Raw genomic sequence first — 25,841 nt, 5'->3', positions numbered from 1 at the left:
CGCGAGCTACGCGGAGAAGTAGCGGAAGTGACGGACAACTTGGTCTCGGAACGGAAGGTATCTCAGAAACTCAGTGGGGAAGTGACCGATCTAACTGGTGATCTAGCAACCGAAAGAACTGCACAGCGCAAGTTAAAGAACGAAGTCGCCGAATTGTCTGGAGAATTAGCCGCTGAACGCCTTGCTTCCAAGAAGGCCCGTAGCCAACTGGCAGATGCTGTTGCGGATATGGTCACTTATCGAGGTAAAAAAATGGCTAGGAGCCAAGCCGTTGAACTGACCACAGACCGTATCTCGAAGCGAGCCGTAATAGCGTCAAGTCGATCAATTGGTTCAATGGCAGGCGAAGCTATTCCATACCTAGGAACGGCTGTAATTGTTGGCGTGACCACGTTAGAGCTCAAAGATTTGTGCGATACGCTACGAGATATGAACGAGTTGAAGCGTTCGTTCTCCCCTGGAGAGACTGTGAACGAAGACGAAACAACAGTCTGCGCGATGAAAGTCCCCAGTGCCAAGGAACTTTGGAAGGTCGCTAAATCGTCGCCTGAAACTGCTTGGAATACGGCCAAAGCGTCTACGCCTTCGCTGGAAGAAATCCAGCAACTTGAATTTCCCGACGTGGACGTGTCACGGTTTGATGCCGCTCCTTTGATAGCATTTACTGCAGCAAAGGAGACTGACTATGGGATTGAAACGGACGGACGAATTCCGCGCTGATGCGGTGCGGATCGCGCTGACTAGCGGGCTGACACGCCGGCAGGTTGCTGCCGATTTAGGTGTTGGCCTGTCAACGCTGAACAAATGGGTGACCGGGCATCGTGACACTGACGTGGTGTTGGACAAGGAGCTTGAGCTAGCCCGTGAGAACGAGAGGCTTCGACGGGAGAACCGTATTCTTAAGGAGGAGAGGGATATCCTAAAAAAGGCCACGGCCTTCTTCGCGAGCCAAAAGCCATGAGGTTTCGGTTCATCGAAGAGCAAGGCCGTGATTTCCCGACAAACCGTCTTTGCCAGGTTCTGGATGTCAGCGAACGAGGCCTACGGGCTTATCGCAGCCGCCCTGCCAGTCAAAGGCAGCGGACAGACATGGTTGTTCTTGCCCACATCAAAGAACAATCTCGCCTTAGCCTGGGCAGCTACGGCCGTCCACGAATGACCGAAGAGTTGAAGGAGCTCGGGCTGAACATTGGCCACCGCCGCGTTGGTAGGCTGATGCGAGAGAACGGTATACGGGTCGAGAGATCCAAGAAATACAAGGTGACGACCGACAGCAACCACGCCTTAAACATCGCGCCGAACCTGTTGAACCGGGACTTCGCAGCGAACGCGGCCAACCGGAAATGGGCGGGCGACATCAGCTACGTGTGGACCCGCGAGGGCTGGCTGTATCTCGCCGTGATCTTGGACCTGCATTCAAGGCGCGTAATCGGCTGGGCTGTCAGTAATCGTATGAAGCGTGACTTGGCGATCCGGGCCTTGAAGATGGCAGTCGCACTGCGGCAACCGCCGAAAGGCTGCATCCACCATACGGATCGCGGGTCGCAATACTGCTCTCACGACTATCAGAAGCTTCTGCGCCATCACGGCTTCGAAGTATCGATGTCCGGCAAGGGCAATTGCTACGACAACTCCGCAGTTGAGACGTTCTTTAAAACGATCAAGGCTGAGTTGATCTGGCGCAAATCGTGGCCAACACGTCGGGAAGCTGAAGTCGCAATCTTCCAGTACATCAACGGATTCTACAATCCGCGACGACGGCACTCAGCACTGGGTTGGAAAAGCCCGGTCGCTTTCGAACGGAAAGCGGCCTAAACGAGCACTTGGGGCGGCACAAAAACGGGACAGGTCCAACGTGGATTGGACCTCAGCGTGGGGCAGCATGATGGAGGGAACTGAAAGTGCATGGTCCGCTACAAAGAATGGTGCAGGTAAAGCAATCGACGTGACTTTGGAGACGACTAGCGGGATTTGGGACGGAGCCAAGAAATACTGGTCTGATGAGCCGTCAGACACTCAAAACGATGAGTAGACGCTTTTCCTGAATACGAAGGTAATCTTCTACCAGATGAAGGATGTCTGCACTTGTACACCGTCACAGGCAACCGCTGACAGTCAGCCGAGCTTACTGGCAGTGGCTGGCAGACTACGTCTTGAGCAGAAGGAACACCTAACTATCCCCCCGTCCGAGTTCCCTTAAGTTGGGTGCTTGGGCGGGGACCTCTCCGTCCTATTTTTTTTGTCAGAGACAGGGGAACTTAGATCCACACATACCCTCTCCAAATCAGTATCCATATCCATTACTCATACCTATTCTCTCACTAGGACCTTCCCGTCAGCACCATTGCCCTAGAGGGCACTCATCCAGAGGCTCTCTATGTGGCCCCTACAGCACCCTGACGCTGGACCTATCCCGAGGTTGTTTGACTACTGAAAGGCCCCCAGGAATGCCCCAAATTGGCTGTCTGTGTGGGTAAGCCGAAGAAGAGCATCATCCCGCTAGGGTTCCTACCACCCCAGCCAACGTTCCCTTCAGTATCAATGCATTACGCCGCGCCTTACGCGGGCTGAGCGGGCACATTCGGCGCTTGGTGCGTTGCTGCACAGGCGGCTGATCATCGCATTTGTTGGACATCTTTGCGCTTCGGTGTAGATCGGATTCATGCGCGATATTGATCTGACAAGCGGCCCGATCTCGGGCCATTTCCGAACCCTGGCTGTCCCTGCGGCGATGGGGATGCTGTTTTCCACCCTCTATAACGTTGTCGACGTCTACTTCGCCGGTCAGATCTCGACCGATGCGCAGGCGGGGATGGCGATCGGATTTCAGGCCTTTTTCATCATGATGTCGATGGGCTTTGGCATCGGCTCGGCAATGGGGGCCCTGGTGGGCAACGCCCGAGGTCGCAAAGACGATGCGGAATCGCGTCAATTCATCATGCAGGGCCTGTCCTTTGCCACGGTGACCACGGTGCTGCTGATCGGGATCGGTGCCCTGATCGGCCCCTATCTGATCCAGCTGGTGTCTGAACCCGGGGCCTACCGTGATGCGGGCACGGGGTATTTCTATTGGCTGCTGGCCGCCCTGCCCGGGTTCCTATTGGCCTTTTCGGGCAACGGGATCCTGCAGGCCCATGGTGACAGCGTGACCATGCAGCGGGCGATGATGGGGGCGTTTTTTGCCAATATCGGGCTTAACCCCCTGTTCATTTACGGTATTCCCGGTCTGATCCCGGGCATGGGGTTCAACGGTATCGCGCTGGCCACCATCCTGTCGCAAACCGGCGTCATGCTGTTTGTGCTGCGCGGGGTGCTGCGGGTGCGGGTGATGCAGGCGGCCCGCCTGTCTGAGCTGCGGCCGGATATGGCCGCCTACCGGGCGATTCTGGCGCAGATGGCCCCAACCTCCCTGTCCTTTACTGTGTTGTTCTTCTCGGGCTTTGTGGTGCAATTCGCGCTCAGCCAGTTTGGTGGTCAGGCCATCGCGGCCTATGGCATCGCCCTCAGGATTGAACAGATCCTGCTGCTGCCAGTGCTGGGCATGACAGGGGCGCTGCTGCCCATCGCGGCACAGAACTTTGGTGCCGCTGATCATGACCGCGTGCGTGAGGCCGTGTGGTTCTGCTGGAAGACCGGGATCCTGATGACCGTTGGTGCGGCACCAATCCTGTGGTTCGGCGGCGGGCTGGCCATGTCTGTCTTCACCGATGATGCCGAGGTCATCGCCATCGGCCACAGCTATCTGCGCGTCGATAGCTTCCTGTTCGTGGTCTATATGATGCTGTTTTCAATCAACTCTTTCCTGCAGGCGATGAAACGCCCGATTTGGACATTGTGGATTTCGATCTACCGGCAGGGGTTTGGCGTGGCCTTCTTCATCTGGCTGCTGATCGCTGTCTTCGGCATGGATGTCTGGGGCGTCTGGCTGGGCATCGGTATTGCGGTCAGCACCGGGTGGCTGATCGCCCTGGCCATCACCCTACGGGTGGCCCGTCAGGAAATTGGTGGCCTGCGTGCAGCTACGGCATAAGCCGCCGACCTCAATCATAGCGTTCCACGAAAAAACCCTCCCCGATCCGGGGAGGGTTTTGTGTTTCAGACCTCTAAACGGGTTTAGAAGTGCATCGACTTGGCACCGGCAGGAACCTGCAGAGGCGGTGCGAACTTGGTCAGGTCGATGCCTTCCACCGCAGCTTTGTACTCTTCCAGGGTCGGGGTGCGGCCCAGAATGGCAGAGAGCACAACCAGCGGCGTGGAGGCCAGCAGCGACTCACCTTTTTTCTCTGGCAGGTCGCCTACAACACGGCCCTGGAACAGGCGGGTCGAGGTGGCCAGAACGGTATCCCCTTTGGCGGCTTTTTCCTGGTTCCCCATGCAGAGGTTACAACCGGGACGCTCGAGGTAGAGGATATTCTCATACTCGGTGCGGGCTTTTTCCTTCGGGAACATGTCGTCAAAGGTAAAGCCGGAGTAACGCTCCAGGATCTCCCAGTCGCCCTCTTCCTTCATCTCATCGATGATGTTGTAGGTCGGCGCGGCCACAACCAGGGGTGCCTTGAACTCGACCTTGCCGTTGGCTTTTTCGAGGTTCTTCAGCATCTGAGCAACAATTTTCATGTCACCCTTGTGCACCATACAGGAGCCTACAAAGCCCAGATCCACTTTCTTTTCAGCGTTGTAGTAGCTGATTGGGCGGATGGTGTCGTGGGTGTAACGTTTGGACACGTCGTCGTTGTTCACGTCCGGGTCGGCGATCATCGGCTCAACAATTTGGTCCAGATCCACAACCACTTCGGCGAAGTACTTGGCATCCGCATCCGGCTTCAGCGCAGAGTTGGCACCGGATTTGATGTCAGCGATCCGCGCGTCGGCTTTGTCAATCAAGCCCTGCAGAAGCGCAGCTTTGTTGTCCATGCCTTTGTCGATCATGATCTGGATACGGCTTTTGGCCAGCTCCAGCGAGCCGATCAGCGTCTCATCGTTGGAGATACAGACGGAGGCTTTCGCCTTCATCTCGGCGGTCCAGTCGGTGAAGGTGAAGGCCTGGTCGGCCAGCAGCGTGCCGATGTGCACTTCGATCACGCGGCCCTGGAAGACGTTGTCACCATGCTGATCCAGCATCTGGGCCTGGGTGGCGTGTACCACGTCACGGAAGTCCATGTGATCAGCCATCTGGCCTTTGAAGGTCACCTTAACCGACTCAGGGATCGGCATCGCGGCTTCACCGGTTGCCAGTGCCAGCGCCACGGTGCCCGAGTCTGCACCAAAGGCCACGCCTTTGGACATACGGGTGTGGCTGTCGCCGCCCACGATGATGTCCCAGTCATCCACGGTGATGTCGTTCAGCACCTTGTGAATCACGTCGGTCATCGCGTGGTATTCACCTTTCGGGTCACGCGCGGTGATCAGGCCGAAGTCGTTCATAAACTTCATCAGTTTCGGGATGTTGGCCTGTGCCTTCTTGTCCCACACGGATGCGGTGTGACAGCCCGACTGATAGCCCACGTCAACCGACGGGGAAATCACGGTGGCCGCCATCGCTTCCAGTTCCTGCGCGGTCATCGGACCGGTGGTGTCCTGCGAGCCAACAACGTTCACCTTTACACGCACGTCCGAACCGGCGTGCAGCGTGGCGCCCGGGGTAGTGCCCAGCGCGTTGCGGTTGAAGATCTTCTCAACCGCGGTCAGGCCCTGACCTTCAACCGAAACCTCTTTCGACGGCGCATAGGCGGATTTCAGGTCCTGACCCAGTGCAGCGGCGGCAAATGTCTGCAGTTTCTTACCAAAGACCACTGCGTAGGACCCGCCGGCCTTCATGAACTCAACCTTCTGCGGGGTGAACGCGGCCGAAACGTCTTTCAACACGTTGCCGTCTGCATCCTGCAGGGTTTTGGTTTTGGTGTTGATGGTCAGCACGGTGCCGGTGGCGACCGAATAGGCCTCTTCCAGCACGGCTTCGCCGTCTTCGTCCACAACCACGTTGCCGTCGGCGTCGGTTTTCTTGACCCAGTTGTCCAGATCGATGCCGATACCGCCGGTCACGCCAACGGTGGTCAGGAAGATCGGCGAAATGCCGTTGGTGCCGGCCACAACAGGGGCAATGTTGATGAAGGGCACATAGGGCGATGCTTTCTTACCGGTCCACAGCGCCACGTTGTTCACACCCGACATACGGGACGAACCCACACCCATGGTGCCTTTTTCCGCGATCAGCATCACGCGGGCATCGGGGTGCTGTTTCTGCAGCTCCTGAATGGCCACCTGGTCTTCGGGCGAGCACATGCATTTGCCGTGCAGTTCACGGTCGGCGCGGCTGTGTGCCTCAGCACCGGGCGACAGAAGGTCAGTCGAGATGTCACCGATACCGGCGATATAAGTGACAACTTTGATCTCTTCTTCGACCTCTGGCAGCTTGGTGAAGAACTCGGCCTTGGCGTAGCTTTCCAGCAGATCTTTGGCGACGGCATTGCCAGCCTTGAAGGCGGCGTCCAGACGATCGGTGTCTGCCTCATAGAGGAACACCTGCGTTTTCAGAACTTCGGCAGCATCGGCAGCAATCGCGGCATCTTCGCCCAGCGCCAGATCCAGCAGAACCTCAACCGAGGGGCCACCTTTCATGTGCGACAGCAGTTCAAACGCAGAGGTCGGGGTGATCTCTTCGACCGAGGCCTCACCCAGAATGATCTCTTTCAGGAAAGCGGCCTTAACACCCGCAGCACTCGTGGTGCCCGGCAGGGTGTTGTAGATGAAAAAGTTCAGCGAGTCGGCGCGGTGTTCGTTGCCCAGATCTTTGATCTGCGCGATGAGCTCACTTACAAGGGCGCCATCATCGATGGGTTTGGGGTTCAAACCTTGCTCTTTACGAGTGGCAATCTCATTCAGGTAGTCGGTGTACAAGCTCATGACGTTCCTAGCGATTTGAAGTTAGCGTAAGCCCAATCCACAATGGTCCGAAAACCCTGTGGCAAGCTGGGGGCAGGCTTATTGTATGCCGCTGTATACCAAATACTTCCGGAGTGCAAACGCTTCGACCACCAGATCTGCCACCTCTTTGCGAAAAAGGCGTGATCGTCAGCGGGACCGGATGCAGGCACCGGACATGCATCTGGCCCCAAAAGGGTACAGGCTGCGTGGCATTAGCCCAGTTTATCACGTTCCCAAAGAAGACAAAACGCCTCAACACTTCTGTTGCGGCGCTTTCTGGTCTTGTGGTGGTGGGATTGGCCGAAAGGCTTAGCTGTGATTCCAATCGTCCGGATCAGCGGAATTGTTCGGCGACAGGCCCAGCACATCCCCTTTGGTCGAACAGCCCAGCCCCAGAACCGTGCGGTTGGCGTAGCTAAAATAGGCGCTGACCTGATTGATCTCCAGTATCTCCCCATCGGACCAACCTGCTTCACGCAGGGCGATGACACTGTCTTCTTGCAGACCACCGGGATCACGCGTCAGCGCCCGCGCATAGTGCATTGCCGCGATTTGGCGTGCATCCAGCGGGGCCTGTGCGGGATCGCGCGCCTCAATCGCCGCCCGAATGGCCAGCCCACGCGGCTCATCCGCCAGCAGGCGCTGCAAACCGGCAAAGTGATGTTCAACACAGTAGTCGCAATCGTTCAGCCGGCTAACCCAGACCCCCAGAACCTCCAGAAACCATTTGGGAATCGTATTGCCCGAATGATGCAGCACGTATTTGTAGATCGCCATATGCCCCTCCATCGAATGGGGGCGCAGCGAGTGCATCATCATGATATTATCAACGTTATCATCCGGCCCTTTGACCCGATCATAAAGTCGCTTCAGCTTGCTGTCGGCCTCTTCATAGGCAACGGTCTTGATCCAAGCCATGGTCCCTCTCCCTTCGCTCGCGTGGCGGTCAGGCTAGCGGCGACAGGGGCAAAGTCGATCCTCAGCAGTGAGGAGAGGTCAGGCCCATCGCGACAGGCCTAACCAGCAGTATCCCAACGCAGCCTTACTTGGCCGCGACCACGATCACTTCGACCAGATAGTCCGGTGTGGCCAGCTTGGATTCGCCAGTGGCGCGCGCCGGGGCGTGGCCTTCCGGCACCCAGGCGTCCCAAACTGCGTTCATCTCAGCAAAATCGGACATATCGGCCATCCAGATGGTGGTCGACAGAATCTTGGTCTTGTCCGAGCCTGCTTCGGCCAGCAGCGCATCCACCTTATCCAAGCAATCCTGGGTCTGTTGCGCGACCGAGGCCCCTGCGGTGCCAACCTGACCGGCCAGGTAAATGGTATCGCCGTGGATCACCATCTGGCTCATGCGGGCGCCGGTGTGTTTGCGAATGATATCAGCCATGTGAAAGCCTCTCTGTTAGTCTTTGATAAATCTATGCGGCGTCAGCGCCGACAGGATGGGCGCAGCTAACCCGGGATCGGACCCGGTGACAAGCGCCTCTGTCAGCGCCGCTAAGGCCGGGGCGGTCTGCACGCCATATCCGCCCTGCCCGGCCAGCCAGAACAGCCCCTCCGCCTGGGGATCAAAGCCCACAACCGGGCTGCGATCCGGCACAAAGCTGCGCATGCCCGCCCAGCTGTGCTCAACCCGCGTGACCTCCAGCGTGACCATCTGCTCAAATCGGTGGATCCCTTCGGCCAGCACCATATCCTCAGCCCAGACATCATGCGGCTCTACCGGATCTTCATCGGCCGGGGAGACCATCAGCTTGCCCACCTCGGGCTTGGCATACCAGGTCTCATTGGCGGAACAGACCATCGGCCAAGCCATGACATCCGCCCCCACCGGTCCCGGTACAATCGCGGCGGAGCGTCGGTAAGGCGTCAAAGGCACCGCAACCCCGCCGGCCATATCCCCAACCGCGCCAGCCCAGCCGCCCGCTGCATTTACCACCACCGGGGCCTGATAGCGCTGTCCCCCGGCCTCTACTGTCCAGACACCCTCCGCGCGGCGCATTTCCTTAACCCGCGCCTTGGTCACTAGGGTTCCCCCAGCATGGCGCAGCTGCCGCAGATAGCCCGACAGCATCCGGTCGACATCAATATCCTGCGCTTCCCATTCAATCATTGCCCCCGCGATCCGGTCGGGCCGCATCATGGGGATCAGCTCCAACACCTGCTGCGCGCTCAACCGCTCCAATCCGCTAGAGCCCGCCATATAGTCCTCAAACACCGGCAGCTCTTCCTCGGTCGCGACCATCACCTCACCGCGCGGCGACAACAGGCTGCTGTCAGAAATCCCTTCGGGCGTTTCCAGCACCGGGGCCGAGGCCGCGTTCAGCGTGCGCAGGGTCTCATTGCCGTAGTTGCGCACAAAAATCGCGGCAGAGCGCCCGGTGGAGTGGTAGCCATGCTGCGCCTCAGCCTCCAGCACCACAACCGTGCCTTGGCGCGCCAAATGGGCCGCTGCTGAAATCCCAGCAATGCCGCCGCCGATCACAATAAAATCCGTAACGTGCATAGCGCCCCTCCCCTTCGCGCCACAGGAACGCGGCCCGCACCAAAAGTAAAGAGCGCCCCGCAGCCGGGACGCCCTTTCAATGATCCAAAAATACTCTGGGGGTGAGGGCGACAGCCCGAGGGGGCAACGCCCACTCCCCGCCCCGTTCAGATCACACGGCTTCCAAGGCGATCGCGATGCCCTGTCCCACGCCAATACACATGGTCGCCAGCGCCCGCTTGCCGCCTGTCAGCTGCATCTCCAACGCGGCCGATCCGGTGATCCGGGCGCCCGACATGCCTAAGGGGTGGCCCAGCGCGATGGCGCCGCCATTGGGGTTCACGCGCGGATCATCATCGGCAATGCCCAGATCGCGCAGCGTCGCCAGACCCTGGCTGGCAAAGGCTTCGTTCAGCTCGATCACGTCGAAATCTTCCTGCGTCAGGCCCAAACGGTCCATCAGCTTCTTCGAGGCCGGCGCCGGGCCAAAGCCCATGATGCGCGGGGCCAGACCAACCGAGGCACCACCAAGCACCTTGGCAATCGGCTTCAGACCGTGTTTCTCAACCGCATCTGACGAGGCAATGATCAGCGCCGCCGCCCCGTCGTTTACGCCCGAGGCATTGCCCGCCGTGACCGAGCCACCTTCACGGAAAGGCGCGCGCAGTTTGGCGAGGTTTTCAACCGTGGTCGCGGGACGCGGATGTTCATCCATATCCACCACCACATCGTCACCTTTGCGCTGCGGGATCACAACGGGGGTGATTTCCTTGGCCAACCGGCCGTTTTCCATCGCAGCGCCTGCCTTTTGCTGCGAACGTACAGCAAAGGCATCCTGATCTTCGCGTGAGACGTTGAAATCCTCAGCCACGTTTTCCGCCGTCTCCGGCATAGAATCGATGCCGTATTGTTTCTTCATCAGCGGGTTTACAAACCGCCAGCCGATGGTGGTGTCAAAAACCTCATTGGCGCGGCTGAACGCGGTGGAGGCTTTCGGCATCACAAACGGGGCGCGCGTCATGCTTTCAACGCCGCCGGCGATGATCAGATCGGCCTCGCCGCATTTGATCGCACGGGCAGCCGCAATCACCGCATCCATGCCCGACCCGCAAAGGCGGTTCATCGTGGTGCCCGGCACAGTTTCCGGCAGACCCGCCAGCAGGGCCGCCATCCGCGCCACGTTGCGGTTGTCTTCGCCCGCCTGGTTGGCACAGCCGTAGATCACCTCATCCACGGCGGACCAGTCAATGTCATGACGGTCCATCAGCGCCTTGATCGGCACAGCGCCCAGATCATCAGCCCGGACCGAGGCCAAAGCCCCGCCAAAACGGCCAATCGGAGTGCGCACGTAATCGCAAATATAGGCTTCCTGCATGTCTCTCTTCCCTTTTGTTACAGCTCCGGCGCGATCAGATCGCCCACCGGACCGTTTGTCGTCAGTTCCGCCCCTGTGAGGGCCTGTAAGTCTTCCATGCTGATGGCGGGCAGTTTTTCGCGCAGGACAAATCGCCCGGCTTCGACGTCCACCACCGCCAGCGAGGTATAGATCCGTGTCACACAGCCGACGCCCGTCAGCGGCATGGTGCAGCTGGCCACCAGTTTAGGGTCACCTTTTTTGGTCACATGATCGGTCAGCACGGCGACCCGTTTCGCCCCATGCACCAGATCCATCGCACCGCCCACCGCGGGCACGCCGCCGCGCCCGGTGGACCAATTGGCCAGATCGCCGTTTTCCGCCACCTGATAGGCGCCCAGAATGGCCACATCCAGATGGCCACCACGCACCATGGCAAAGCTATCGGCATGGTGAAAGAAGGCTGACCCGGGCTTCAGCGTGATTGCCTTTTTGCCCGCGTTGATCAGATCCCAGTCTTCCTCACCCGCCGCCGGGGCCTCACCAAAGCCCAGCACACCGTTTTCGGTGTGAAAGATCGCTTCGCGCCCCTCAGGCTGGAACTTCGCCACCATCTCAGGAAAGCCAATGCCAAGATTGACATAGGCGCCGTCCTCGATATCCTGCGCCGCGCGCCAGGCGATCTGGGCGTTGCTCAGCTTGATCTCAGCCAGTTGTTCCATCGTCATCTTGCTCATGGGTAAACGGCCTCCGCCCGGTTCAGCGCTTCTTCCTGTGCGGGTTCTGCCACTTCGACCACGGTGTTCACAAAGATGCCCGGGGTCAACACCTGTTCCGGATCGATGCCGCCAAGGGGCACCACGCGCGAAACCTGCGCAATGGTGTGGGTCGCTGCGGTGGCCATCAGCGGGTTGAAGTTCCGCGCCGCCATCCGGTAGCTGAGGTTGCCCATCGCATCACCCAACTCAGCCTTGATGATGGCATAATCTGTCTTCAGCCAGCGTTCCTGCACATAAGGCTTGCCGTCAAATTCAGCGGTCGGTTTGCCCGCCGCCAGCTCTGTCCCGTAAGAGGTGGGCGTATAAAAGGCTGGAATGCCCGCCCCACCGGCGCGGATCCGTTCGGCCAGGGTGCCCTGTGGCACCAGCTCCAACTCAATCTCACCGGCCAGATACATTTCGGTAAAGACCCGCGGATCGGCAGAACGTGGGAAGGAGCAGATCAGCTTCTTCACCTGTTTCTGTTCGATCAATGCCGCCAGTCCGACATGGCCGTTGCCTGCGTTGTTGTTCACTACGGTCAGATCCCGCGCGCCGCTGTCGATCAGCGCATGGATCAGCTCAATCGGCGCGCCGGAGCCGCCAAAGCCACCAATCATCACGCTGGCCCCATCGGGAATGCCTGCGACCGCCTCGGCCAGAGTTGCAACCTGTTTGTCCATAGAATGTCCTTAGATCCGTTTGCCCGCGTTAGGCCAGAGCTAAACCGACCCCATGGTCGGTTTCCAACAAATTTGTGCGCATCTTGACATTTGTTCACATGACGTAAATTTCTGTGCGCATGGTGAACAAATCAACCGATACCATCGCCTCTTTCGCCAAAGGCCTGCGCGTGATCGAAGCCTTTAGTGCCGACACGCCGCGCCTGACCATCACGGAGGTGGCCGCCCTAACCGGGCTAGACCGCGCCACCGCGCGGCGCTGCCTGTTGACGCTGCATCACGAAGGCTACGCCGAATATGACGGCAAGTTCTTTGCCCTGACCCCGCGGGTTCTACGCCTTGGACTGGCGGCGCTGTCCTCCATGCCGCTGCCACAGGTGGTGCAGCCCTGGCTGGATCAATTGTCTGAACAGATCGGTCACAGCTGCTCGGTCTCGATCCTTGAAGGGGATGAAATTGTCTATATCGCCCGGGCGGCGCAGAAACGGCTGATGTCCATCGGGTTGATGCCGGGCTCACGGCTGCCGGCCCATTGCACCTCCATGGGACGGGTATTGCTGGCCGCCCTGCCCGAGGCTGAGGCCCGCACCCTGCTCGAGCAGACAGACCTCAGCCCGCGCACACCGCAAAGCCTGGCCGATATTCCCAGCCTGCTGCAGGAATGCGCCAGAATACGTCATCAAGGCTACGCATTGGTTGATCAGGAAGTGGAGCCGGGCCTGCGCTCCCTTGCGGTGCCGGTACTGAACCACCGCGATCGGACCGTTGCCGCGCTGAACATCGGCACGGCCGCCATCTCACCAGACCAGCAGGAAATTGTGCGCACCTATCTGCCCGCCCTGCTGAAGGTGCAGGACAGTCTGAAACGGGTTCTGAACTGATCCGCTCACCCGGCCAGCAAGGCCTGGCCCGCCATATAGACCAGCCGCAGCGCCACGAGCGCCAGAACCACGCTCAGCACCCGGTGAAACCCGCGGTCGCTCATCCGGCTGAGGATCAGCTTGCCGGCCCAGGTGCCTGCAACACCCGACAGAACCAGCGCCAGAATGAAGCCGATCCACGGCGCCAGTGCAAAACCCAGAAGGCCAAACATCGCCACCTTCAGCCCATGCTGAAAGGTCATGAACATCGCATGGGTCGCCACCTGATCGTGCCGCGCCATTTTGCGGGGTTTCAGATAGGCCGCCACAAACGGCCCTGTGGCACCGAAGAACATCGTCAGAAAGCTGGACACCAACCCGCTCAGCCAACCGGCATAGCGCAGCCAGCGCGGGGGCGTTGCGATCAGCGTCCAGAGGATAAACAGCCCCACGGCCAGCTGCATGTAGGCGGGGGGCAGACTGACCACGATCTGCCCGCCCAGTGCCACACCGGCCACGGTGCCGATCACAAACCCCGGCACCAACGCCCACTGAATGTTGCGCCACATCATGGCGGCCCGTGCCACGTTTGAGCCCAGCTGAACCCAGCCATGCACAGGGATCAGCGTCGCTGGTGGCAGGGTTGCCGCCAGAAGGGCCAGCATCACCAGCCCGCCCCCCAGCCCAAAGGCCGCGGAAATAGCTGAGGTGACAAAGCTCGACGCCACCAGCGCCCCGGCCGTCCAGAGCGACAGGTCCGCAGGCAATAGGGTCAACAGCAGGTCTGGCATCGCAAAAGCTCGATCTTTGAAATTGGTATACCTTTGCATACCTAATCACAGCCAGCCACGCAACATCGACAATACGTTACATATGATAGACTCACCCTCGCAAAAGGTAACATTTCACTTGCCTCGAATCGTCACCCAGACTATCCCTAACCGTACGGTCAGCTTTGCCCGATCCGCGGCACAGCGACCAAAAGACAATCATATCGGCCCCAAAGGCCATTCTGGGAGGTCCCTGCCATGTACGCGCAAATGGTCAAATCCACCGGCTCCGGCGCTAAGTCGCGCGAAGAGATGACGCCTGAAGAGGCGGCCTTTCAGGACAAAATTGATGCTGACATCAAAATTGAACCGCGCGATTGGATGCCCGAGGGCTATCGCAAAACCCTGATCCGCCAGATCGGTCAGCACGCGCATTCCGAAATCGTCGGCCAACTGCCCGAAGGCAACTGGATCACCCGCGCGCCCACATTGGAGCGCAAGGCGATCCTGCTGGCCAAGGTACAGGATGAGGCGGGCCATGGCCTCTACCTCTACTCCGCCGCCGAAACGCTGGGTATCACCCGCGATGAGATGACCGAACAGCTGCTGGACGGGCGCGCCAAGTATTCCTCGATCTTCAACTATCCCACGCTGAACTGGGCCGATATCGGCGCCGTAGGCTGGCTGGTTGATGGGGCCGCGATCATGAACCAGGTGCCGCTGCAGCGGACCTCTTACGGTCCCTATTCCCGCGCCATGATCCGGATCTGTAAGGAAGAAAGCTTCCACCAGCGTCAGGGCTACGACATCGTGATGAAGATGGCGCAGGGTTCCCCTGAGCAGAAGAAAATGGCGCAGGATGCGCTGAACCGTCTGTGGTATCCGTCGCTGATGATGTTCGGTCCCTCGGACAAGGACTCGGTCCATTCGGCACAGTCGATGGCGTGGAAGATCAAGATCAACACCAACGATGAGCTGCGCCAGAAGTTTGTGGATCAGACCGTGCCGCAGGCCGAATTCCTGGGCCTGACCATTCCCGATGAAAACCTCAAGTGGAATGAGGAAAAAGGCGGCTATGATTTCTCCGAACCCGATTGGGGCGAGTTCTTTGACGTGCTGAAAGGCAACGGCCCCTGCAATCAGGACCGCATGGCGACCCGCAACAAGGCCTGGGACGATGGCGCCTGGATCCGCGAAGGCCTGATGGCACACGCCGAGAAAAAACGCGCCGCCAAAATGGCCGCGCAGCAAGCGGCTGAGTAAGCCGCCCTTACCGATATATCCAGCCACCCCGCCAGATGCGCCGCGGGTGTGCGAGACAGGAGGACAGAACATGTCACAGGAATGGCCCCTCTGGGAGATTTTCATTCGCGGCCAGCACGGCCTCAGCCACCGTCACGTCGGCAGCTTGCATGCGCCGGACGCCGAAATGGCGATCAAAAACGCCCGCGACGTTTACACCCGCCGCAACGAAGGTGTGTCGATCTGGGTTGTCGAGGCGAAACACATCTCGGCCACCGCGCCGGGCGAAAAAGGCCCGCTGTTTGAACCGAGTGAGAGCAAGGTCTATCGCCACCCGTCGTTCTTCGACATCCCCGAAGAAGCGGGGCATATGTGATGGGCGCGGCGGAGAAACTGGCTGAGATGACGCAGGACCAGCTGGTGCAATACCTGCTGCGTCTGGGCGACAACACCTTGGTGCTGGGCCACCGCGTCAGTGAATGGTGCGGCAAATCCCCGGTGCTGGAAGAGGACATCGCGCTGGCCAACACCGCGCTGGACCTGCTGGGCCAGACCCAGCTGTGGCTGGGCCATGCGGCTGAGGTGCAGGGCGAAGGCAAATCGGCCGATGACCTGGCCTTCCTGCGTGACGTCTGGGATTTCCGCAATGTGCTGCTGGTGGAACTGCCGAACGGTGACTTTGGCCAGACCCTGATGCGCCAGTTCCTGTTTGACGCCTATCATGCGGTGCTGCTGGCGGAGCTGGTAAACTCCACCGACGCCACCATTTCGGCAATTGCCGAAAAGGCCAGCAAAGAGGTTGCCTACCATCTGGAACGGTCCCGCGACACGGTGATTGGTCTGGGTGACGGCACTGAGGAAAGCCACAACCGGATGCAGGCGGCGCTGGATCTGCTCTGGCCCTATGTGGGTGAGATGTTCCAGTCTGACGCTGTGGATGTCGCTGCCGTTGCCGCTGGGATTGGCCCCGATCCGGCCAGCCTGCGCCCGGGCTTTGACGCCATCGTCACAGCCGCGCTGGCAGAGGCGACGCTGGTGAAACCCGACAGTGACTTTGCCCATAAGGGCGGCCGCACCGGCGCCATGCACACCGAACATCTGGGCCACATGCTGTGCCAGATGCAGTGGCTGCAACGCGCCTATCCCGGCAATAAGTGGTGATCTAACGATGCCTTTGCGTTCATCCCTCAAGGGCTGTGCCCGACCGCAGGCGGAAGTAAAGCGCCCGCCCATGGGGGCGGTCGGGCGCTGCCCGGCGTGCCGCCGGACGGGAGTATGAACATGACACTTCCCTCAACAGATCAAGTCTGGGACTGGCTCCATCAGGTGCCGGATCCTGAGATCCCGGTGATTTCCCTCACCGATCTGGGCATCATCCGCGATGTTGCCTTTGAGGGCGAAACCTGCGTGGTCACCGTCACCCCAACCTACTCGGGCTGTCCGGCCACATCGATCATCAATCTGGATATCGAAACCGCGCTGCGCGGTCACGGCCTGCGCGACATTGAACTGCGCCGGCAACTGTCACCGGCCTGGACCACCGACTGGATGACCCAAGAAGGCCGTGACAAGCTGAACGCCTATGGCATCGCACCGCCACAACCCGCCGGGGGGCCGGACAAATGCCCCCATTGCGGCAGTCACAATGTAGAGCGGCTGAGCCAGTTCGGCTCAACCCCCTGCAAGGCGCAATGGCGCTGCACCGACTGCCTGGAACCCTTTGACTACTTCAAGTGCATCTGACGGAGCCCGATCATGCCACGTTTCCACGATCTGGAAGTCACCGACATTCACAAAACCATCCGCGACGCTGTGGTCGTGACCCTGAAACCGGTGAACGGTGCCGCGGCGGAGTTTGACTTCACCCAAGGCCAATACCTGACCTTCCGCCGCGACTTTGACGGGCAGGAACTGCGCCGCAGCTACTCGATCTGCGCGGGTAAAAACGACGGCGTGCTGCAGGTCGGCATAAAAAAGGTTGACGGCGGTGCCTTCTCAACCTGGGCCAATGAGGATCTGCGCGTGGGCGATCGTCTGCAGGCCATGCCGCCGATGGGCAACTTCTTTACCGCGCTGACACCCGAGGCGGATAACAGCTACCTGGGCTTTGCCGGCGGGTCCGGCATCACCCCGGTCCTGTCGATCATCAAAACCACGCTGGAAGCCGAACCAAATGCCCGTTTCACGCTGGTCTATGCCAACAAAGGTGTGAACACGATCATGTTCCGTGAGGAGCTGGAAGATCTGAAAAACACCTATCTGGGCCGGTTCAGCGTCATCCATATTCTGGAAAGCGACGCGCAGGAGATTGACCTGTTCACCGGTCTGGTGACACCTGAAAAATGTGCCGAGTTGTTCGGCTCAGGCTGGGTCGATGTAAAAGCCGCCAAAACCGCCTTTATCTGCGGGCCGGAACCGATGATGCTGGGGATCGCGCAGGCGCTGAAAGATCACGGGATGGATGAGGCGCAGATCAAGTTTGAGCTGTTTGCCGGCAATCAGCCGGGCCGCGCGCCGCAACGGGCCGCCGCCGCTGCCGCAACGGGTGCCGCCAAAACTGCAACCATCACGCTGGATGGCGCCACCCGCACGGTGGAGATGGACGCCGGCAAAACCGTTCTGCAGGCCGCGCTCGACAACAATCTGGACGCGCCCTACGCCTGCAGTGCCGGTGTCTGTTCGACCTGTCGCTGCCGGGTTCTGGAAGGTGAGGTGGAAATGGCCACCAACCACGCGCTGGAAGATTACGAGATCGAAAAAGGCTATGTGCTGTCGTGCCAGGCCTTTGCCATCTCGGACAAGGTGGTTGTCGACTACGACCAATAAAGCGATATGTTTCAATGAGCTAAACACGCCTGAGGAGGGTAGGATATGACCAGCGACACGATGAGCATCGAGCGTTATCTGGCAGAGGGTGGCAAGCTGAGCGCGCCCGAAAATACCCCACCCCGCTACCGGGCGGAGCTGATGAAACTGATGGCAAGTTTTGTTGACAGCTCGCTGGCGGGGGCTGCGGGTTTTGCCGATGTGATCAACGCAGGCCCCGGCATCAAAGAACGTATCGCCGCCGCCAAGATCGTGCTGGAGAAAACCGACAATGCCGACAAGGTGCTGCGGGTCATGGCCGGTTTCGGCACCGATACCGCACGTTACGCCAATGCCCACCCCTGGGCCGCGCGCCTGCCGCGTGACGCCGATATTGGTGCAAAACGCACCGATCAAGACATGCGGTTGGCGGTCTTTAACTACCCGTTGCAGGGCTGGGGTGACGCGGTGGTGATGAACCTGTTGATGGGGCTGGCCGTGGGCGTGCAGCTGGAGGAGCTGTGCCGCGTTTCCTACCAACCGCTTGGCGATGCCTTCCGTGAGATTGCGCCGATTGAACGGCACCATGTGGATCTTGCGATTGAAGGGATGGAACGGTTGACCGACAGCGCGGATCGGGCTGAGCTACAGGCCTCACTCAGCTATTGGCGGCCCAGGGTGGCGGCCTCATTCGGGCAGGAACAGTCAGATAAATTCGCCCGTCTGCAAAGCCTTGGCCTGCGCCATCAGGACAATGCTAGCCTGCGCCAGATCTGGCGGGCCCGCACCGATGAAACGCTGGCTGCCCTGGGCCTAACTGCATGAGCCTTGATGACGCTCCCCTGTCGCCCTTGATGGCGCCGCTGCTGACTGCCGGGCCACTGAAGGTCTGGTCGGTCGCGGTCACCATTTTGGGGGATGCCTGTCAGACGCCGCAGGATTTCATTCTGGGCCGGGGTCTGGATCATCTGATGCGCCCCTTGGGGATCACCAATCAGGCGCTGCGCGTTGCGCTCCACCGGCTGAAACGTGACGGCTGGGTTGAGGCGGAAAAACAGGGCCGCAGTTCGGCCTATCGGCTGACGCAGCAGGGTTGGGCCTCCACCGAAGGGGTGCGGCCCCGGATCTATGGCGCCGATGTGCCTGCGCAACCGGTCTGGATGGCGCTGGCCCCGCCTGACCTCAACAGTGCTGAGATGGAAGATCTGCTGCCCGCTGACGCGCTGCGCCTCAGCCCGCGCAGTGCGATCCTGGCCGGGCAACCTGAGGGTTTGGAAGATTGGGTGCTGACCCCGATGCAAGCCACACCGCCCAAATGGCTGCGTGAGGCTTTGGTGCCGCAAGAATTGGCGCAGGATTATCAAACCCTTGCCGCCGCCTGCCCCGATCTGATGGAGGCGCAGGCCCTGTCTGAGGAAACGCAAGCCGTCTTACGGCTGTTGATCCTGCACCATTGGCGTCGCCTGCGGCTGCGTCACGGGGCCTTGCCGGATCTGATGCTGGGCCGCGAATGGTCGGGGGCTGAGGCTGCGCAGCGGATCATGCCGCTGCTGACCGCCCTGCCCCGCGCGGATCTAAGCCGCCTGAACGCCGCTTAACCGCCTTAGCCGCAGCAGCCGCTGGTGCAGGTTTTCTCAACCGGTTTCAGGTCGTCCTCAATCAGCGGCAAATCCCCGGTCAGCGCCTGCACCGGGATCTGCAGCACATGGGCCATCCGGTCCAGCGCCAGTTCAGACACGGCAATCGGTGCCTTTGCGGTTTCCAGCTTGGTCAGCTGGCGTTCTGTCAGCCGTGTGCCCTTGGCCAGTTTCGCCCGGCCAACTTTGCGTGCTTTGCGGACGGTTTTCAGACGCTGCGGGTTAATCAAAACTTCGGTCATTCTATGTCCTTCAAGGGCCAGGGGTCACAGCAACGGATAGTACGGCGCGGCACAAATGCCAAGCAGACCCGTTCTGATATTCTGGATGAAACGAAATGAAAAAGCCGCCCAACAAGGGGCGGCTTTTGATCTTTTATACCGATCAGCCTTAACCGTCGATGATCGCGTTCAGCGTGGCCGAGGGGCGCATCACTTTGGCTTTCAGCTCAACGCTGGGGCGGTAGTAACCACCGATTTCGGCAGCCGGGCCTTGCGCGGCAGCGAACTCACCCAGGATGGCGGCTTCGCCTTCGGCCAGGGCTTTGGCAACCGGTGCGAACTCAGCCGCCAGATCGGCGTCGTCAGACTGTGCCGCCAGCGCGTCAGCCCAGTAGCGGGCGAACCAGTAGTGGCTGTCACGGTTGTCAGGCTGACCAACCTTGCGCGAGGGGCTGCGATTGTCGTCCAGGATGCCTTGGGTGGCCGCTTCGGCCGCGACACCCAGCACGCCGGCTTTGGCGTTGCCTTTGACGTCGGCGAGGAAGTTCAGCGATTCACCCAGTGCACAGAACTCACCCATCGAGTCCCAGCGCAGGTGGTTTTCTTCCACCAGCTGCTGCACGTGTTTCGGCGCCGAGCCGCCCGCGCCGGTCTCAAACAGACCACCGCCCTGCATCAGCTTCACGATCGACAGCATCTTGGCCGAGGTGCCCAGTTCCAGGATCGGGAACAGGTCGGTCAGGTAGTCACGCAGCACGTTGCCGGTGATGGCGATGCTGTCGTTGCCTGCGGTGATGGTTTTCAGCGACTGGGCGGTTGCCTGACGCGGCGCCATGATCTGGAAAAGATCTGCTTTGCCAGCAGCTTCCAGTGCGGGCTTCACGTATTTGATCAGCTCAGCATCATGGGCGCGTTTTTCGTCCAGCCAGAAGATCGCCTCAGACCCGGTCAGACGCTGACGGTCCATCGCCAGTTCGATCCAGTTCTCAATCGGGGCTTTCTTCACGGTGCAGGAGCGCCAGATGTCGCCGGTTTCCACCTCGTGGCTGTGCAGCGTCTCACCATTGGCCAGAACCACACGAATGGTGCCGTCTGCCGGTGCTTCAAAGGTGGTCGGGTGCGAACCGTATTCTTCGGCTTTCTGGGCCATCAGACCAACGTTGGCCACCGAACCCGCCTTGGTCACGTCCAGCGCGCCGTTGGCTTTGAAGAAGTTGATGCTTTCGTCATAGATCGAGGCGTAGCAACGATCGGGGATCACACAGTTGGTGTCACCCTTTTTGCCTTCGCCGTCCCAGCCTTTGCCGCCGGCGCGGATCACGGCCGGCATCGAGGCGTCGATGATCACATCGGACGGTACGTGCAGGTTGGTGATGCCCTTGTCGCTGTCGACCATATACATGGCCGGACGGTCAGCGTTCACAGCGTCGATGGCGGCCATGATGTCGGCGTTGCCAGCAACACGGTCCAGCAGATCGCCCATGCCCGAGTTGGGGTTCACACCCAGCGCGGCCATTTCGTCACCGAACTTTTCAAACACGGGCGCCAGCCAGGCCTTAACCGCGTGACCAAAGATGATCGGGTCTGAAACCTTCATCATGGTGGCCTTCATGTGCAGCGAGAACATGGTGCCGTCGGCTTTGGTGTCTTCAATCGCTTCAGCCAGGAAAGCCCCCAGCGCTTTGGCGGACATGAAGGTTGCGTCAGCAACGGTGCCTTCGGCCAGCGGCCAGGCGTCTTTCAGCACGGTCACGGCGCCGTCTTTGCCGACAAATTCGATCTTCGCGTCACCGGCCTGCGCCGCAGTGATGGTGGCGGACACTTCGTTGGCGTAGAAATCGTTGCCCGGCATGCTCGACACTTTGGTCTTGCTGTCCGAAACCCATTCCCCCATCGAATGCGGGTTGTTCTGGGCGAAGTTCTTCACCGCTTTAGCCGAACGACGGTCCGAGTTGCCTTCGCGCAGAACCGGGTTCACCGCAGAGCCTTTGATGGCGTCATAACGGGCACGCACGGCCTTTTCTTCGTCGGTCGACGGCTCTTCGGGGTAGTTCGGCAGGTTGTAGCCCTGGCCCTGCAGTTCGGTGATCGCGGCCACCAGCTGCGGCACCGAGGCCGAGATGTTGGGCAGTTTGATGACGTTGGCGTCCGGGGTTTTCACCAGCTCGCCCAGTGCGGCCAGATCGTCGGACTGACGCTGTGCGTCGGTCAGGTTCTCAGGGAAGGTCGCGATGATGCGGCCAGCCAGCGAAATGTCAGGGGTGCCCACGGTGATACCGGCCGAGGAAACGAACTTGCGGATGATCGGCAGGAACGAGGCGGAGGCCAGCTCGGGCGCTTCGTCTACAATTGTATACAGAATGTCGGGCGACTTGTTTTCAGCCATGGGTCTACCTTTCTTTTTTTGACAGGGTAGCTGGTTGACGAAGAGCAGCAGCGCTGCAATCACAGGATGCGACGGCACAAACATTGCCCAAACGGGCAGTTTCATGCGGTTCCCGTTCCCCATAGAACAGGCAGCGCGAAAGATCAATTCGCCAATGCCCAATTGCCCGATGTTTGCGCAGCCATTGGCCGAGACCTGATGTCGCGCCCGTCCTGTCAGTGCTGTGATCTGAAGGTTCAGCTGTTAGGCGGTGGCTGCTGGCAGACGGATCCACACACGGGCGCCGTCACTGTAGGAGGCATCGATCCCAACATGGCCCGCCATCGCCTCGATCTGCGCGCGGACCAGCGACAGCCCAATGCCGGACCCGCTGATTTCCCCCATGGCATGGCCCAGCCGTTCAAACGGATCAAACGCCCGGTCTTCACGGCCGAGCGGAAATCCCGGTCCATCATCACAGACGGCGATTTCAACAAAACCGGCTTTCGCCTCCGCGCCCGCCTCAACCCAGATGGTGCCGCCACGCGGGCAAAACTTCAGCGCGTTTTCAATCAACTGCCGCAAGGCGACCGCCAGATACGCCGGATCCGCCACAAGGAAGAGGTCGTCAGGCAGGCGGTTTTCCAAAGTAAGCCCCGCGGCCTCACAGCGCGGTGCCAGTTCCTGCACCAGATCCGCCATCAGCGCCTGCACCATCACCGTTTCGGGCTTCACGTCAAAGCCTTCGCCCGACAGCGCCGCCAGGCTGATGCCACGGTCAATCATATCCAGCAGCTCATGGCTGGCCGCCAGAACATGGGTGCTGCGGGCCTGCACCACATCTGCGGGCACCGGTTCACCTGCATGCGCGGCGTCGACCAGCATATCGGTGTAGCCCGTGATCGTGTGCAACGGCGTGCGCATGTCATGGGTCAGGGAGCGCAAAAACCGGTCCTTGGAGGCATTCGCCTGATCTGACGCGCGTTTTGCGGCCTCCAGATCGGCCACCTGCGACTGATGCAGCCGGTCATAATAGGCAAATTCAAACAACAGGATCGCAAAGACCGATATGCCGGTCAGCGGGGCAAAGAACCGCCGCGCCAGATCTTCGCCAATTTCAAAGTCCGCCAGCACCTGAAACCCAACCCACCAGGTGGCGAACCAGATCAAAATCGGCGTCATCACCAGCCCCCAACGCAAGAGCCGCGGCTCCTTCGGGGAAAAGACCGAGATTGGAATGGTGGCACGAAACACCAGCAGAAAGGCCGTGTAACTGTCCGGATGGGTGGCGATGGTGGCCAGAAACATCCCCAGATCTGTCGTCAACAGCCAGATGCTGCGCAGCCAGAGCGACGGGATCCGCCGTTCAAACAGGATCGCGAAGACAAACCCAAGAGAGGCAATGGTCGCCCCAAGTGCGGACACATAAGCACTCAGAAAGAGGCTCAGCAATGCCCAGGCCGCAGAGAACGGCAGCAGGAAACGCACCAGCCCGCTGGCGTGCTCCAATCGTCTGCGATGATCTGCGTCCAAACTCATTCAACACCTACTTTACCTGCGCTTTGCAGTGCTCAGGCTGCCGTCAAGCCTTTCAAACGGTCTCAGCTAAACAGAAGAAAATCCAATGGGAAAGCATCAATGGGTGAATATGCACCCTATCGTAATTTGCGCCAAACCCACCTCAACCATAAGGGCGCAGAACCATGCCCTGCGCCCCCAGATTAGCGTTTTGCAGCCATGTCAATCAGGCGGCTTTGGTGTTTGACGGGGTGAAATCGACCTCATCATCACCGTCAAAATCATCCAGCGACAGATCGATGGAGATCGTCTCTTCCGCCACCTCAGCGACCTCGGCCTCCTCCGCAACACTTTCAGCGGCATCAGTACCTTCGGCCTGATCTTCCGCCGGCTGGCTGAGGCGTTCGGCAAGATCGCCCTCTTCATCCTTTTCCAGCTGGAAGTAGCGGACCGTGTCGGTCAGGCTCTGCGCCTGAGCGGCCAGTTCTTCGGCGGTGGCTGACATTTCCTCGGAGGCTGCGTTGTTCTCCTGGGTCACATCATCCAGGCTGGTGATCGCGTGGTTGATCTGGCTCATGCCCTGCGAAATCTCGCTGTTGGCGTTGGAGATGTTCGAGACCAGCTCGGCGGTGCGTTCGATGTTCGGCACCAGGCCTTCCAGCATCTTCATCGCCTTCTCAGCCGCGCCCTGCGTGCCCGAGGAGAGCGCCGAGATCTCACCAGCCGCCTCTTGCGAGCGTTCGGCCAGCTTGCGCACTTCCGATGCCACCACCGAGAAGCCACGGCCATGTTCACCGGCACGTGCGGCCTCAACCGCGGCGTTCAGCGCCAGGAGGTCGGTCTGACGGGCGATTTCCTGCACCACGTTGATGCGGTCGATGATGGTGTTCAGGCTGGTCATCGCCTCTTTCACCGCATCGCCCGAGTTGCGCGCTTCTTCGGCCGAAGCCAGCGCCATCTTCTCGGTTTCAACAGCGTTTTCAGCGGTCTGGCTGATGTTGGCGGTCATTTCCTCAACCGAGGCCGAAACATCTTCGGTAGCGCCTGCCTGTTTGGAACCGCCATCCGCAATCCCGACCGAGGCTTCGGCCATCTGGCTGGCACCGGTCGAAACATAACGCGCGCCTTCAGAGACGTTTGACACCACGCCGCGCAGGTTGGTGACCATATCGTTCAGGTTGTCCAGCAGGTCGCCCAATTCATTGCGCTGCTTATGCTCCACCGTGTGGCTCAGATCGCCATTGGCAACTTCGCTTGACAGTTTGATCGCCTGTTTCATGCCACGGCTCAATGCATTTACAATGCCCTGACCCATGATGATTGCGATCAGAACACCAATACCGATAGAGGCCAGCAAAATCTGCTGCGTGGTCTTATAGGCGCTCGACGCTTCGGCAAGGGCGTGCTCCAGCAGCACCTTTTCCTTTGCGACGGTCTCATCCACCAAGGCGCTCATACGGGCATAGTTTTTGGCGTTGTCTTCGCGCAGAAGGTTGGCCGCGATGGACGCACCACCAACACCCAGCATCTGCATCACGTTCCGGTTCACCCGGTCGATCTTTTTGGAGATCGCGGCATATTCCTTCAGGAAAGTCAGCATCGCCAGCTCATGCTCCGCTTTCACGCTAGTCGCGTCTTCGCCTTCAGCATATTCAGCAGATTTTTCGCCAATATTGGCGATCTGTTCTTCCGTGATCCCGTCAGACAGCGCAAAGCCTTGGTGCAGCTCGGTTGCCGTCGCAACCTGCTCTTTTCGGGCTTTGGTCATTTCTTTGAGTTCAGTCTTGATCGCCTTGCGTTCTTTGCGACCTTCGACCAACAGATAGTCGCGGATCCGTGTCTGGATGCGCTCATGCACATTGGCCAGCTCTTCTACTTCCTGCAACGCCTGGAAGTTGCGCGCGACGATCAGCTCTTTCGTCTCGTTCATCTTGCGCATCTCAACAACGGACAGCAGCCCAATCCCGGCGATAATGGCCGTCAGCGCCATCAAGGTCAGCGAAAGCCGCGTCTTAATTGTTACTTTCATATTCATACACTCTCTACTGGGGTCACTGGGTGAACGCAGATGGCCCGAAAACAGGATTGCGCATTGATCTTATTGTTATTTTCCAATGCCGAGCCGCGTGTGGCAGCCCAGTTTGACGTTCGTCACTAAATCCCAACGTCAGGGTAAGGCTTCATTTTATACCGCACTGGCAGATTGCTGGCAGGCA

The 25,841-nt window shown here is 59.7% G+C and carries 23 protein-coding genes; 11 read left to right on the top strand and 12 right to left on the bottom strand.

Features of this window, described 5'->3' with window-relative positions; all coding sequences use genetic code 11:
- The first annotated feature begins 27 nt into the window (after window positions 1-27).
- The 3 genes from ACORLH_RS09005 (at window position 28) to ACORLH_RS08995 (ending at window position 4,030) form a co-directional block, all read left to right on the top strand.
- On the top strand, window positions 28-720 hold the full coding sequence (locus tag ACORLH_RS09005) for a hypothetical protein (RefSeq protein WP_321832370.1): 693 nt from the start codon (window positions 28-30) through the stop codon (window positions 718-720).
- A protein-coding gene (locus tag ACORLH_RS09000) for an IS3 family transposase (protein ID WP_321828802.1) occupies window positions 686-1,815 on the top strand; the annotation gives its coding sequence in 2 pieces (ribosomal slippage) (window positions 686-929 and window positions 929-1,815; 1,131 coding nt in all). The genes ACORLH_RS09005 and ACORLH_RS09000 overlap by 35 nt, the downstream gene beginning before the upstream one ends.
- 847 nt (window positions 1,816-2,662) lie before the next feature.
- A complete protein-coding gene (locus tag ACORLH_RS08995; protein WP_321832369.1) occupies window positions 2,663-4,030 on the top strand; it encodes an MATE family efflux transporter in 1,368 nt (455 codons plus the stop codon).
- An 83-nt stretch (window positions 4,031-4,113) separates the two neighbouring features.
- On the opposite strand, the gene ACORLH_RS08990 is transcribed toward ACORLH_RS08995, so the two are convergent.
- From ACORLH_RS08990 to ACORLH_RS08960, 7 genes are all read right to left on the bottom strand, one after another.
- A complete protein-coding gene (locus ACORLH_RS08990; RefSeq protein ID WP_321832368.1) occupies window positions 4,114-6,903 on the bottom strand; it encodes a bifunctional aconitate hydratase 2/2-methylisocitrate dehydratase in 2,790 nt (929 codons plus the stop codon).
- A 330-nt stretch (window positions 6,904-7,233) separates the two neighbouring features.
- Window positions 7,234-7,842: a peroxidase-related enzyme gene (locus ACORLH_RS08985; RefSeq protein WP_321832367.1), complete on the bottom strand. Its 609-nt coding sequence runs from the start codon at window positions 7,840-7,842 to the stop codon at window positions 7,234-7,236.
- Window positions 7,843-7,966: 124 nt separating this feature from the next.
- Entirely contained in the window at window positions 7,967-8,314 is a 348-nt protein-coding gene (locus ACORLH_RS08980) for a RidA family protein (protein ID WP_321832366.1), read from the bottom strand.
- A 15-nt stretch (window positions 8,315-8,329) separates the two neighbouring features.
- Window positions 8,330-9,433 (bottom strand): FAD-binding oxidoreductase, encoded by a 1,104-nt coding sequence (locus ACORLH_RS08975; RefSeq protein WP_321832365.1) that lies wholly within the window; start codon window positions 9,431-9,433, stop codon window positions 8,330-8,332.
- Between the two features lie 151 nt (window positions 9,434-9,584).
- Window positions 9,585-10,787: a 3-oxoadipyl-CoA thiolase gene (gene pcaF / locus ACORLH_RS08970; protein ID WP_321832364.1), complete on the bottom strand. Its 1,203-nt coding sequence runs from the start codon at window positions 10,785-10,787 to the stop codon at window positions 9,585-9,587.
- A 17-nt stretch (window positions 10,788-10,804) separates the two neighbouring features.
- On the bottom strand, window positions 10,805-11,494 hold the full coding sequence (locus ACORLH_RS08965; protein WP_412565875.1) for a 3-oxoacid CoA-transferase subunit B: 690 nt from the start codon (window positions 11,492-11,494) through the stop codon (window positions 10,805-10,807).
- Between the two features lie 5 nt (window positions 11,495-11,499).
- A complete protein-coding gene (locus tag ACORLH_RS08960; RefSeq protein WP_321832363.1) occupies window positions 11,500-12,207 on the bottom strand; it encodes a 3-oxoacid CoA-transferase subunit A in 708 nt (235 codons plus the stop codon).
- A gap of 119 nt (window positions 12,208-12,326) precedes the next feature.
- Here ACORLH_RS08960 and ACORLH_RS08955 point away from each other — a divergent pair, with 119 nt between their 5' ends.
- Window positions 12,327-13,088, top strand: coding sequence for an IclR family transcriptional regulator (locus ACORLH_RS08955; RefSeq protein ID WP_321832362.1), 762 nt, complete (start codon window positions 12,327-12,329; stop codon window positions 13,086-13,088).
- A gap of 5 nt (window positions 13,089-13,093) precedes the next feature.
- On the opposite strand, the gene ACORLH_RS08950 is transcribed toward ACORLH_RS08955, so the two are convergent.
- Window positions 13,094-13,858, bottom strand: coding sequence for a sulfite exporter TauE/SafE family protein (locus ACORLH_RS08950; RefSeq protein ID WP_321832361.1), 765 nt, complete (start codon window positions 13,856-13,858; stop codon window positions 13,094-13,096).
- A gap of 237 nt (window positions 13,859-14,095) precedes the next feature.
- On the opposite strand from ACORLH_RS08950, the gene paaA reads away from it, so the two are divergent.
- The 7 genes from paaA (at window position 14,096) to ACORLH_RS08915 (ending at window position 19,482) form a co-directional block, all read left to right on the top strand.
- Window positions 14,096-15,100, top strand: coding sequence for a 1,2-phenylacetyl-CoA epoxidase subunit PaaA (gene paaA, locus ACORLH_RS08945; protein WP_321832360.1), 1,005 nt, complete (start codon window positions 14,096-14,098; stop codon window positions 15,098-15,100).
- A gap of 70 nt (window positions 15,101-15,170) precedes the next feature.
- Complete coding sequence (gene paaB / locus ACORLH_RS08940; protein ID WP_058244034.1) at window positions 15,171-15,455, top strand: 1,2-phenylacetyl-CoA epoxidase subunit PaaB; 285 nt, start codon at window positions 15,171-15,173, stop codon at window positions 15,453-15,455.
- The gene (gene paaC, locus ACORLH_RS08935) at window positions 15,455-16,240 is read left to right on the top strand and encodes a 1,2-phenylacetyl-CoA epoxidase subunit PaaC (RefSeq protein WP_321832359.1); all 786 of its coding nucleotides are present in this window, start codon (window positions 15,455-15,457) and stop codon (window positions 16,238-16,240) included. The genes paaB and paaC overlap by 1 nt, the downstream gene beginning before the upstream one ends.
- 120 nt (window positions 16,241-16,360) lie before the next feature.
- Complete coding sequence (gene paaD / locus ACORLH_RS08930) at window positions 16,361-16,822, top strand: 1,2-phenylacetyl-CoA epoxidase subunit PaaD (protein WP_321832358.1); 462 nt, start codon at window positions 16,361-16,363, stop codon at window positions 16,820-16,822.
- A gap of 12 nt (window positions 16,823-16,834) precedes the next feature.
- On the top strand, window positions 16,835-17,905 hold the full coding sequence (locus ACORLH_RS08925; RefSeq protein ID WP_321832357.1) for a 2Fe-2S iron-sulfur cluster-binding protein: 1,071 nt from the start codon (window positions 16,835-16,837) through the stop codon (window positions 17,903-17,905).
- Window positions 17,906-17,950: 45 nt separating this feature from the next.
- Window positions 17,951-18,709, top strand: coding sequence for a Phenylacetic acid catabolic protein (locus ACORLH_RS08920; protein WP_321832356.1), 759 nt, complete (start codon window positions 17,951-17,953; stop codon window positions 18,707-18,709).
- Window positions 18,706-19,482, top strand: coding sequence for a PaaX family transcriptional regulator C-terminal domain-containing protein (locus tag ACORLH_RS08915; RefSeq protein ID WP_321832355.1), 777 nt, complete (start codon window positions 18,706-18,708; stop codon window positions 19,480-19,482). The genes ACORLH_RS08920 and ACORLH_RS08915 overlap by 4 nt, the downstream gene beginning before the upstream one ends.
- Window positions 19,483-19,487: 5 nt before the next feature.
- On the opposite strand, the gene ACORLH_RS08910 is transcribed toward ACORLH_RS08915, so the two are convergent.
- The 4 genes from ACORLH_RS08910 to ACORLH_RS08895 all read right to left on the bottom strand — a co-directional run bounded on the left by ACORLH_RS08910 (window position 19,488) and on the right by ACORLH_RS08895 (window position 25,654).
- Complete coding sequence (locus tag ACORLH_RS08910; RefSeq protein ID WP_321832354.1) at window positions 19,488-19,763, bottom strand: helix-turn-helix transcriptional regulator; 276 nt, start codon at window positions 19,761-19,763, stop codon at window positions 19,488-19,490.
- A 148-nt stretch (window positions 19,764-19,911) separates the two neighbouring features.
- On the bottom strand, window positions 19,912-22,128 hold the full coding sequence (locus tag ACORLH_RS08905; RefSeq protein WP_321832353.1) for an NADP-dependent isocitrate dehydrogenase: 2,217 nt from the start codon (window positions 22,126-22,128) through the stop codon (window positions 19,912-19,914).
- 243 nt (window positions 22,129-22,371) lie between these two features.
- Entirely contained in the window at window positions 22,372-23,646 is a 1,275-nt protein-coding gene (locus ACORLH_RS08900; RefSeq protein WP_321832352.1) for a HAMP domain-containing sensor histidine kinase, read from the bottom strand.
- A 205-nt stretch (window positions 23,647-23,851) separates the two neighbouring features.
- Window positions 23,852-25,654: a methyl-accepting chemotaxis protein gene (locus ACORLH_RS08895; RefSeq protein ID WP_321832351.1), complete on the bottom strand. Its 1,803-nt coding sequence runs from the start codon at window positions 25,652-25,654 to the stop codon at window positions 23,852-23,854.
- Window positions 25,655-25,841 lie beyond the last annotated feature (187 nt).

This window comes from Thalassovita sp. (assembly GCF_963691685.1).
Lineage (GTDB): Bacteria > Pseudomonadota > Alphaproteobacteria > Rhodobacterales > Rhodobacteraceae > Thalassobius.
The sequence above is the reverse complement of the archived record's forward strand: the minus strand, read 5'-3'. Positions and strand labels throughout refer to the sequence as shown.

Excerpts from the sequence above, each read along its gene's own strand:
- ACORLH_RS08995 (WP_321832369.1), top strand. The coding sequence starts at position 2,663 with ATGCGCGATATTGATCTGACAAGCGGCCCGATCTCGGGCCATTTCCGA.
- ACORLH_RS08990 (WP_321832368.1), bottom strand. The coding sequence starts at position 6,903 with ATGAGCTTGTACACCGACTACCTGAATGAGATTGCCACTCGTAAAGAG.
- ACORLH_RS08985 (WP_321832367.1), bottom strand. The coding sequence starts at position 7,842 with ATGGCTTGGATCAAGACCGTTGCCTATGAAGAGGCCGACAGCAAGCTG.
- ACORLH_RS08980 (WP_321832366.1), bottom strand. The coding sequence starts at position 8,314 with ATGGCTGATATCATTCGCAAACACACCGGCGCCCGCATGAGCCAGATG.
- ACORLH_RS08975 (WP_321832365.1), bottom strand. The coding sequence starts at position 9,433 with ATGCACGTTACGGATTTTATTGTGATCGGCGGCGGCATTGCTGGGATT.
- pcaF (WP_321832364.1), bottom strand. The coding sequence starts at position 10,787 with ATGCAGGAAGCCTATATTTGCGATTACGTGCGCACTCCGATTGGCCGT.
- ACORLH_RS08965 (WP_412565875.1), bottom strand. The coding sequence starts at position 11,494 with ATGACGATGGAACAACTGGCTGAGATCAAGCTGAGCAACGCCCAGATC.
- ACORLH_RS08960 (WP_321832363.1), bottom strand. The coding sequence starts at position 12,207 with ATGGACAAACAGGTTGCAACTCTGGCCGAGGCGGTCGCAGGCATTCCC.
- ACORLH_RS08955 (WP_321832362.1), top strand. The coding sequence starts at position 12,327 with ATGGTGAACAAATCAACCGATACCATCGCCTCTTTCGCCAAAGGCCTG.
- ACORLH_RS08950 (WP_321832361.1), bottom strand. The coding sequence starts at position 13,858 with ATGCCAGACCTGCTGTTGACCCTATTGCCTGCGGACCTGTCGCTCTGG.
- paaA (WP_321832360.1), top strand. The coding sequence starts at position 14,096 with ATGTACGCGCAAATGGTCAAATCCACCGGCTCCGGCGCTAAGTCGCGC.
- paaB (WP_058244034.1), top strand. The coding sequence starts at position 15,171 with ATGTCACAGGAATGGCCCCTCTGGGAGATTTTCATTCGCGGCCAGCAC.
- paaC (WP_321832359.1), top strand. The coding sequence starts at position 15,455 with ATGGGCGCGGCGGAGAAACTGGCTGAGATGACGCAGGACCAGCTGGTG.
- paaD (WP_321832358.1), top strand. The coding sequence starts at position 16,361 with ATGACACTTCCCTCAACAGATCAAGTCTGGGACTGGCTCCATCAGGTG.
- ACORLH_RS08925 (WP_321832357.1), top strand. The coding sequence starts at position 16,835 with ATGCCACGTTTCCACGATCTGGAAGTCACCGACATTCACAAAACCATC.
- ACORLH_RS08920 (WP_321832356.1), top strand. The coding sequence starts at position 17,951 with ATGACCAGCGACACGATGAGCATCGAGCGTTATCTGGCAGAGGGTGGC.
- ACORLH_RS08915 (WP_321832355.1), top strand. The coding sequence starts at position 18,706 with ATGAGCCTTGATGACGCTCCCCTGTCGCCCTTGATGGCGCCGCTGCTG.
- ACORLH_RS08910 (WP_321832354.1), bottom strand. The coding sequence starts at position 19,763 with ATGACCGAAGTTTTGATTAACCCGCAGCGTCTGAAAACCGTCCGCAAA.
- ACORLH_RS08905 (WP_321832353.1), bottom strand. The coding sequence starts at position 22,128 with ATGGCTGAAAACAAGTCGCCCGACATTCTGTATACAATTGTAGACGAA.
- ACORLH_RS08900 (WP_321832352.1), bottom strand. The coding sequence starts at position 23,646 with ATGAGTTTGGACGCAGATCATCGCAGACGATTGGAGCACGCCAGCGGG.
- ACORLH_RS08895 (WP_321832351.1), bottom strand. The coding sequence starts at position 25,654 with ATGAAAGTAACAATTAAGACGCGGCTTTCGCTGACCTTGATGGCGCTG.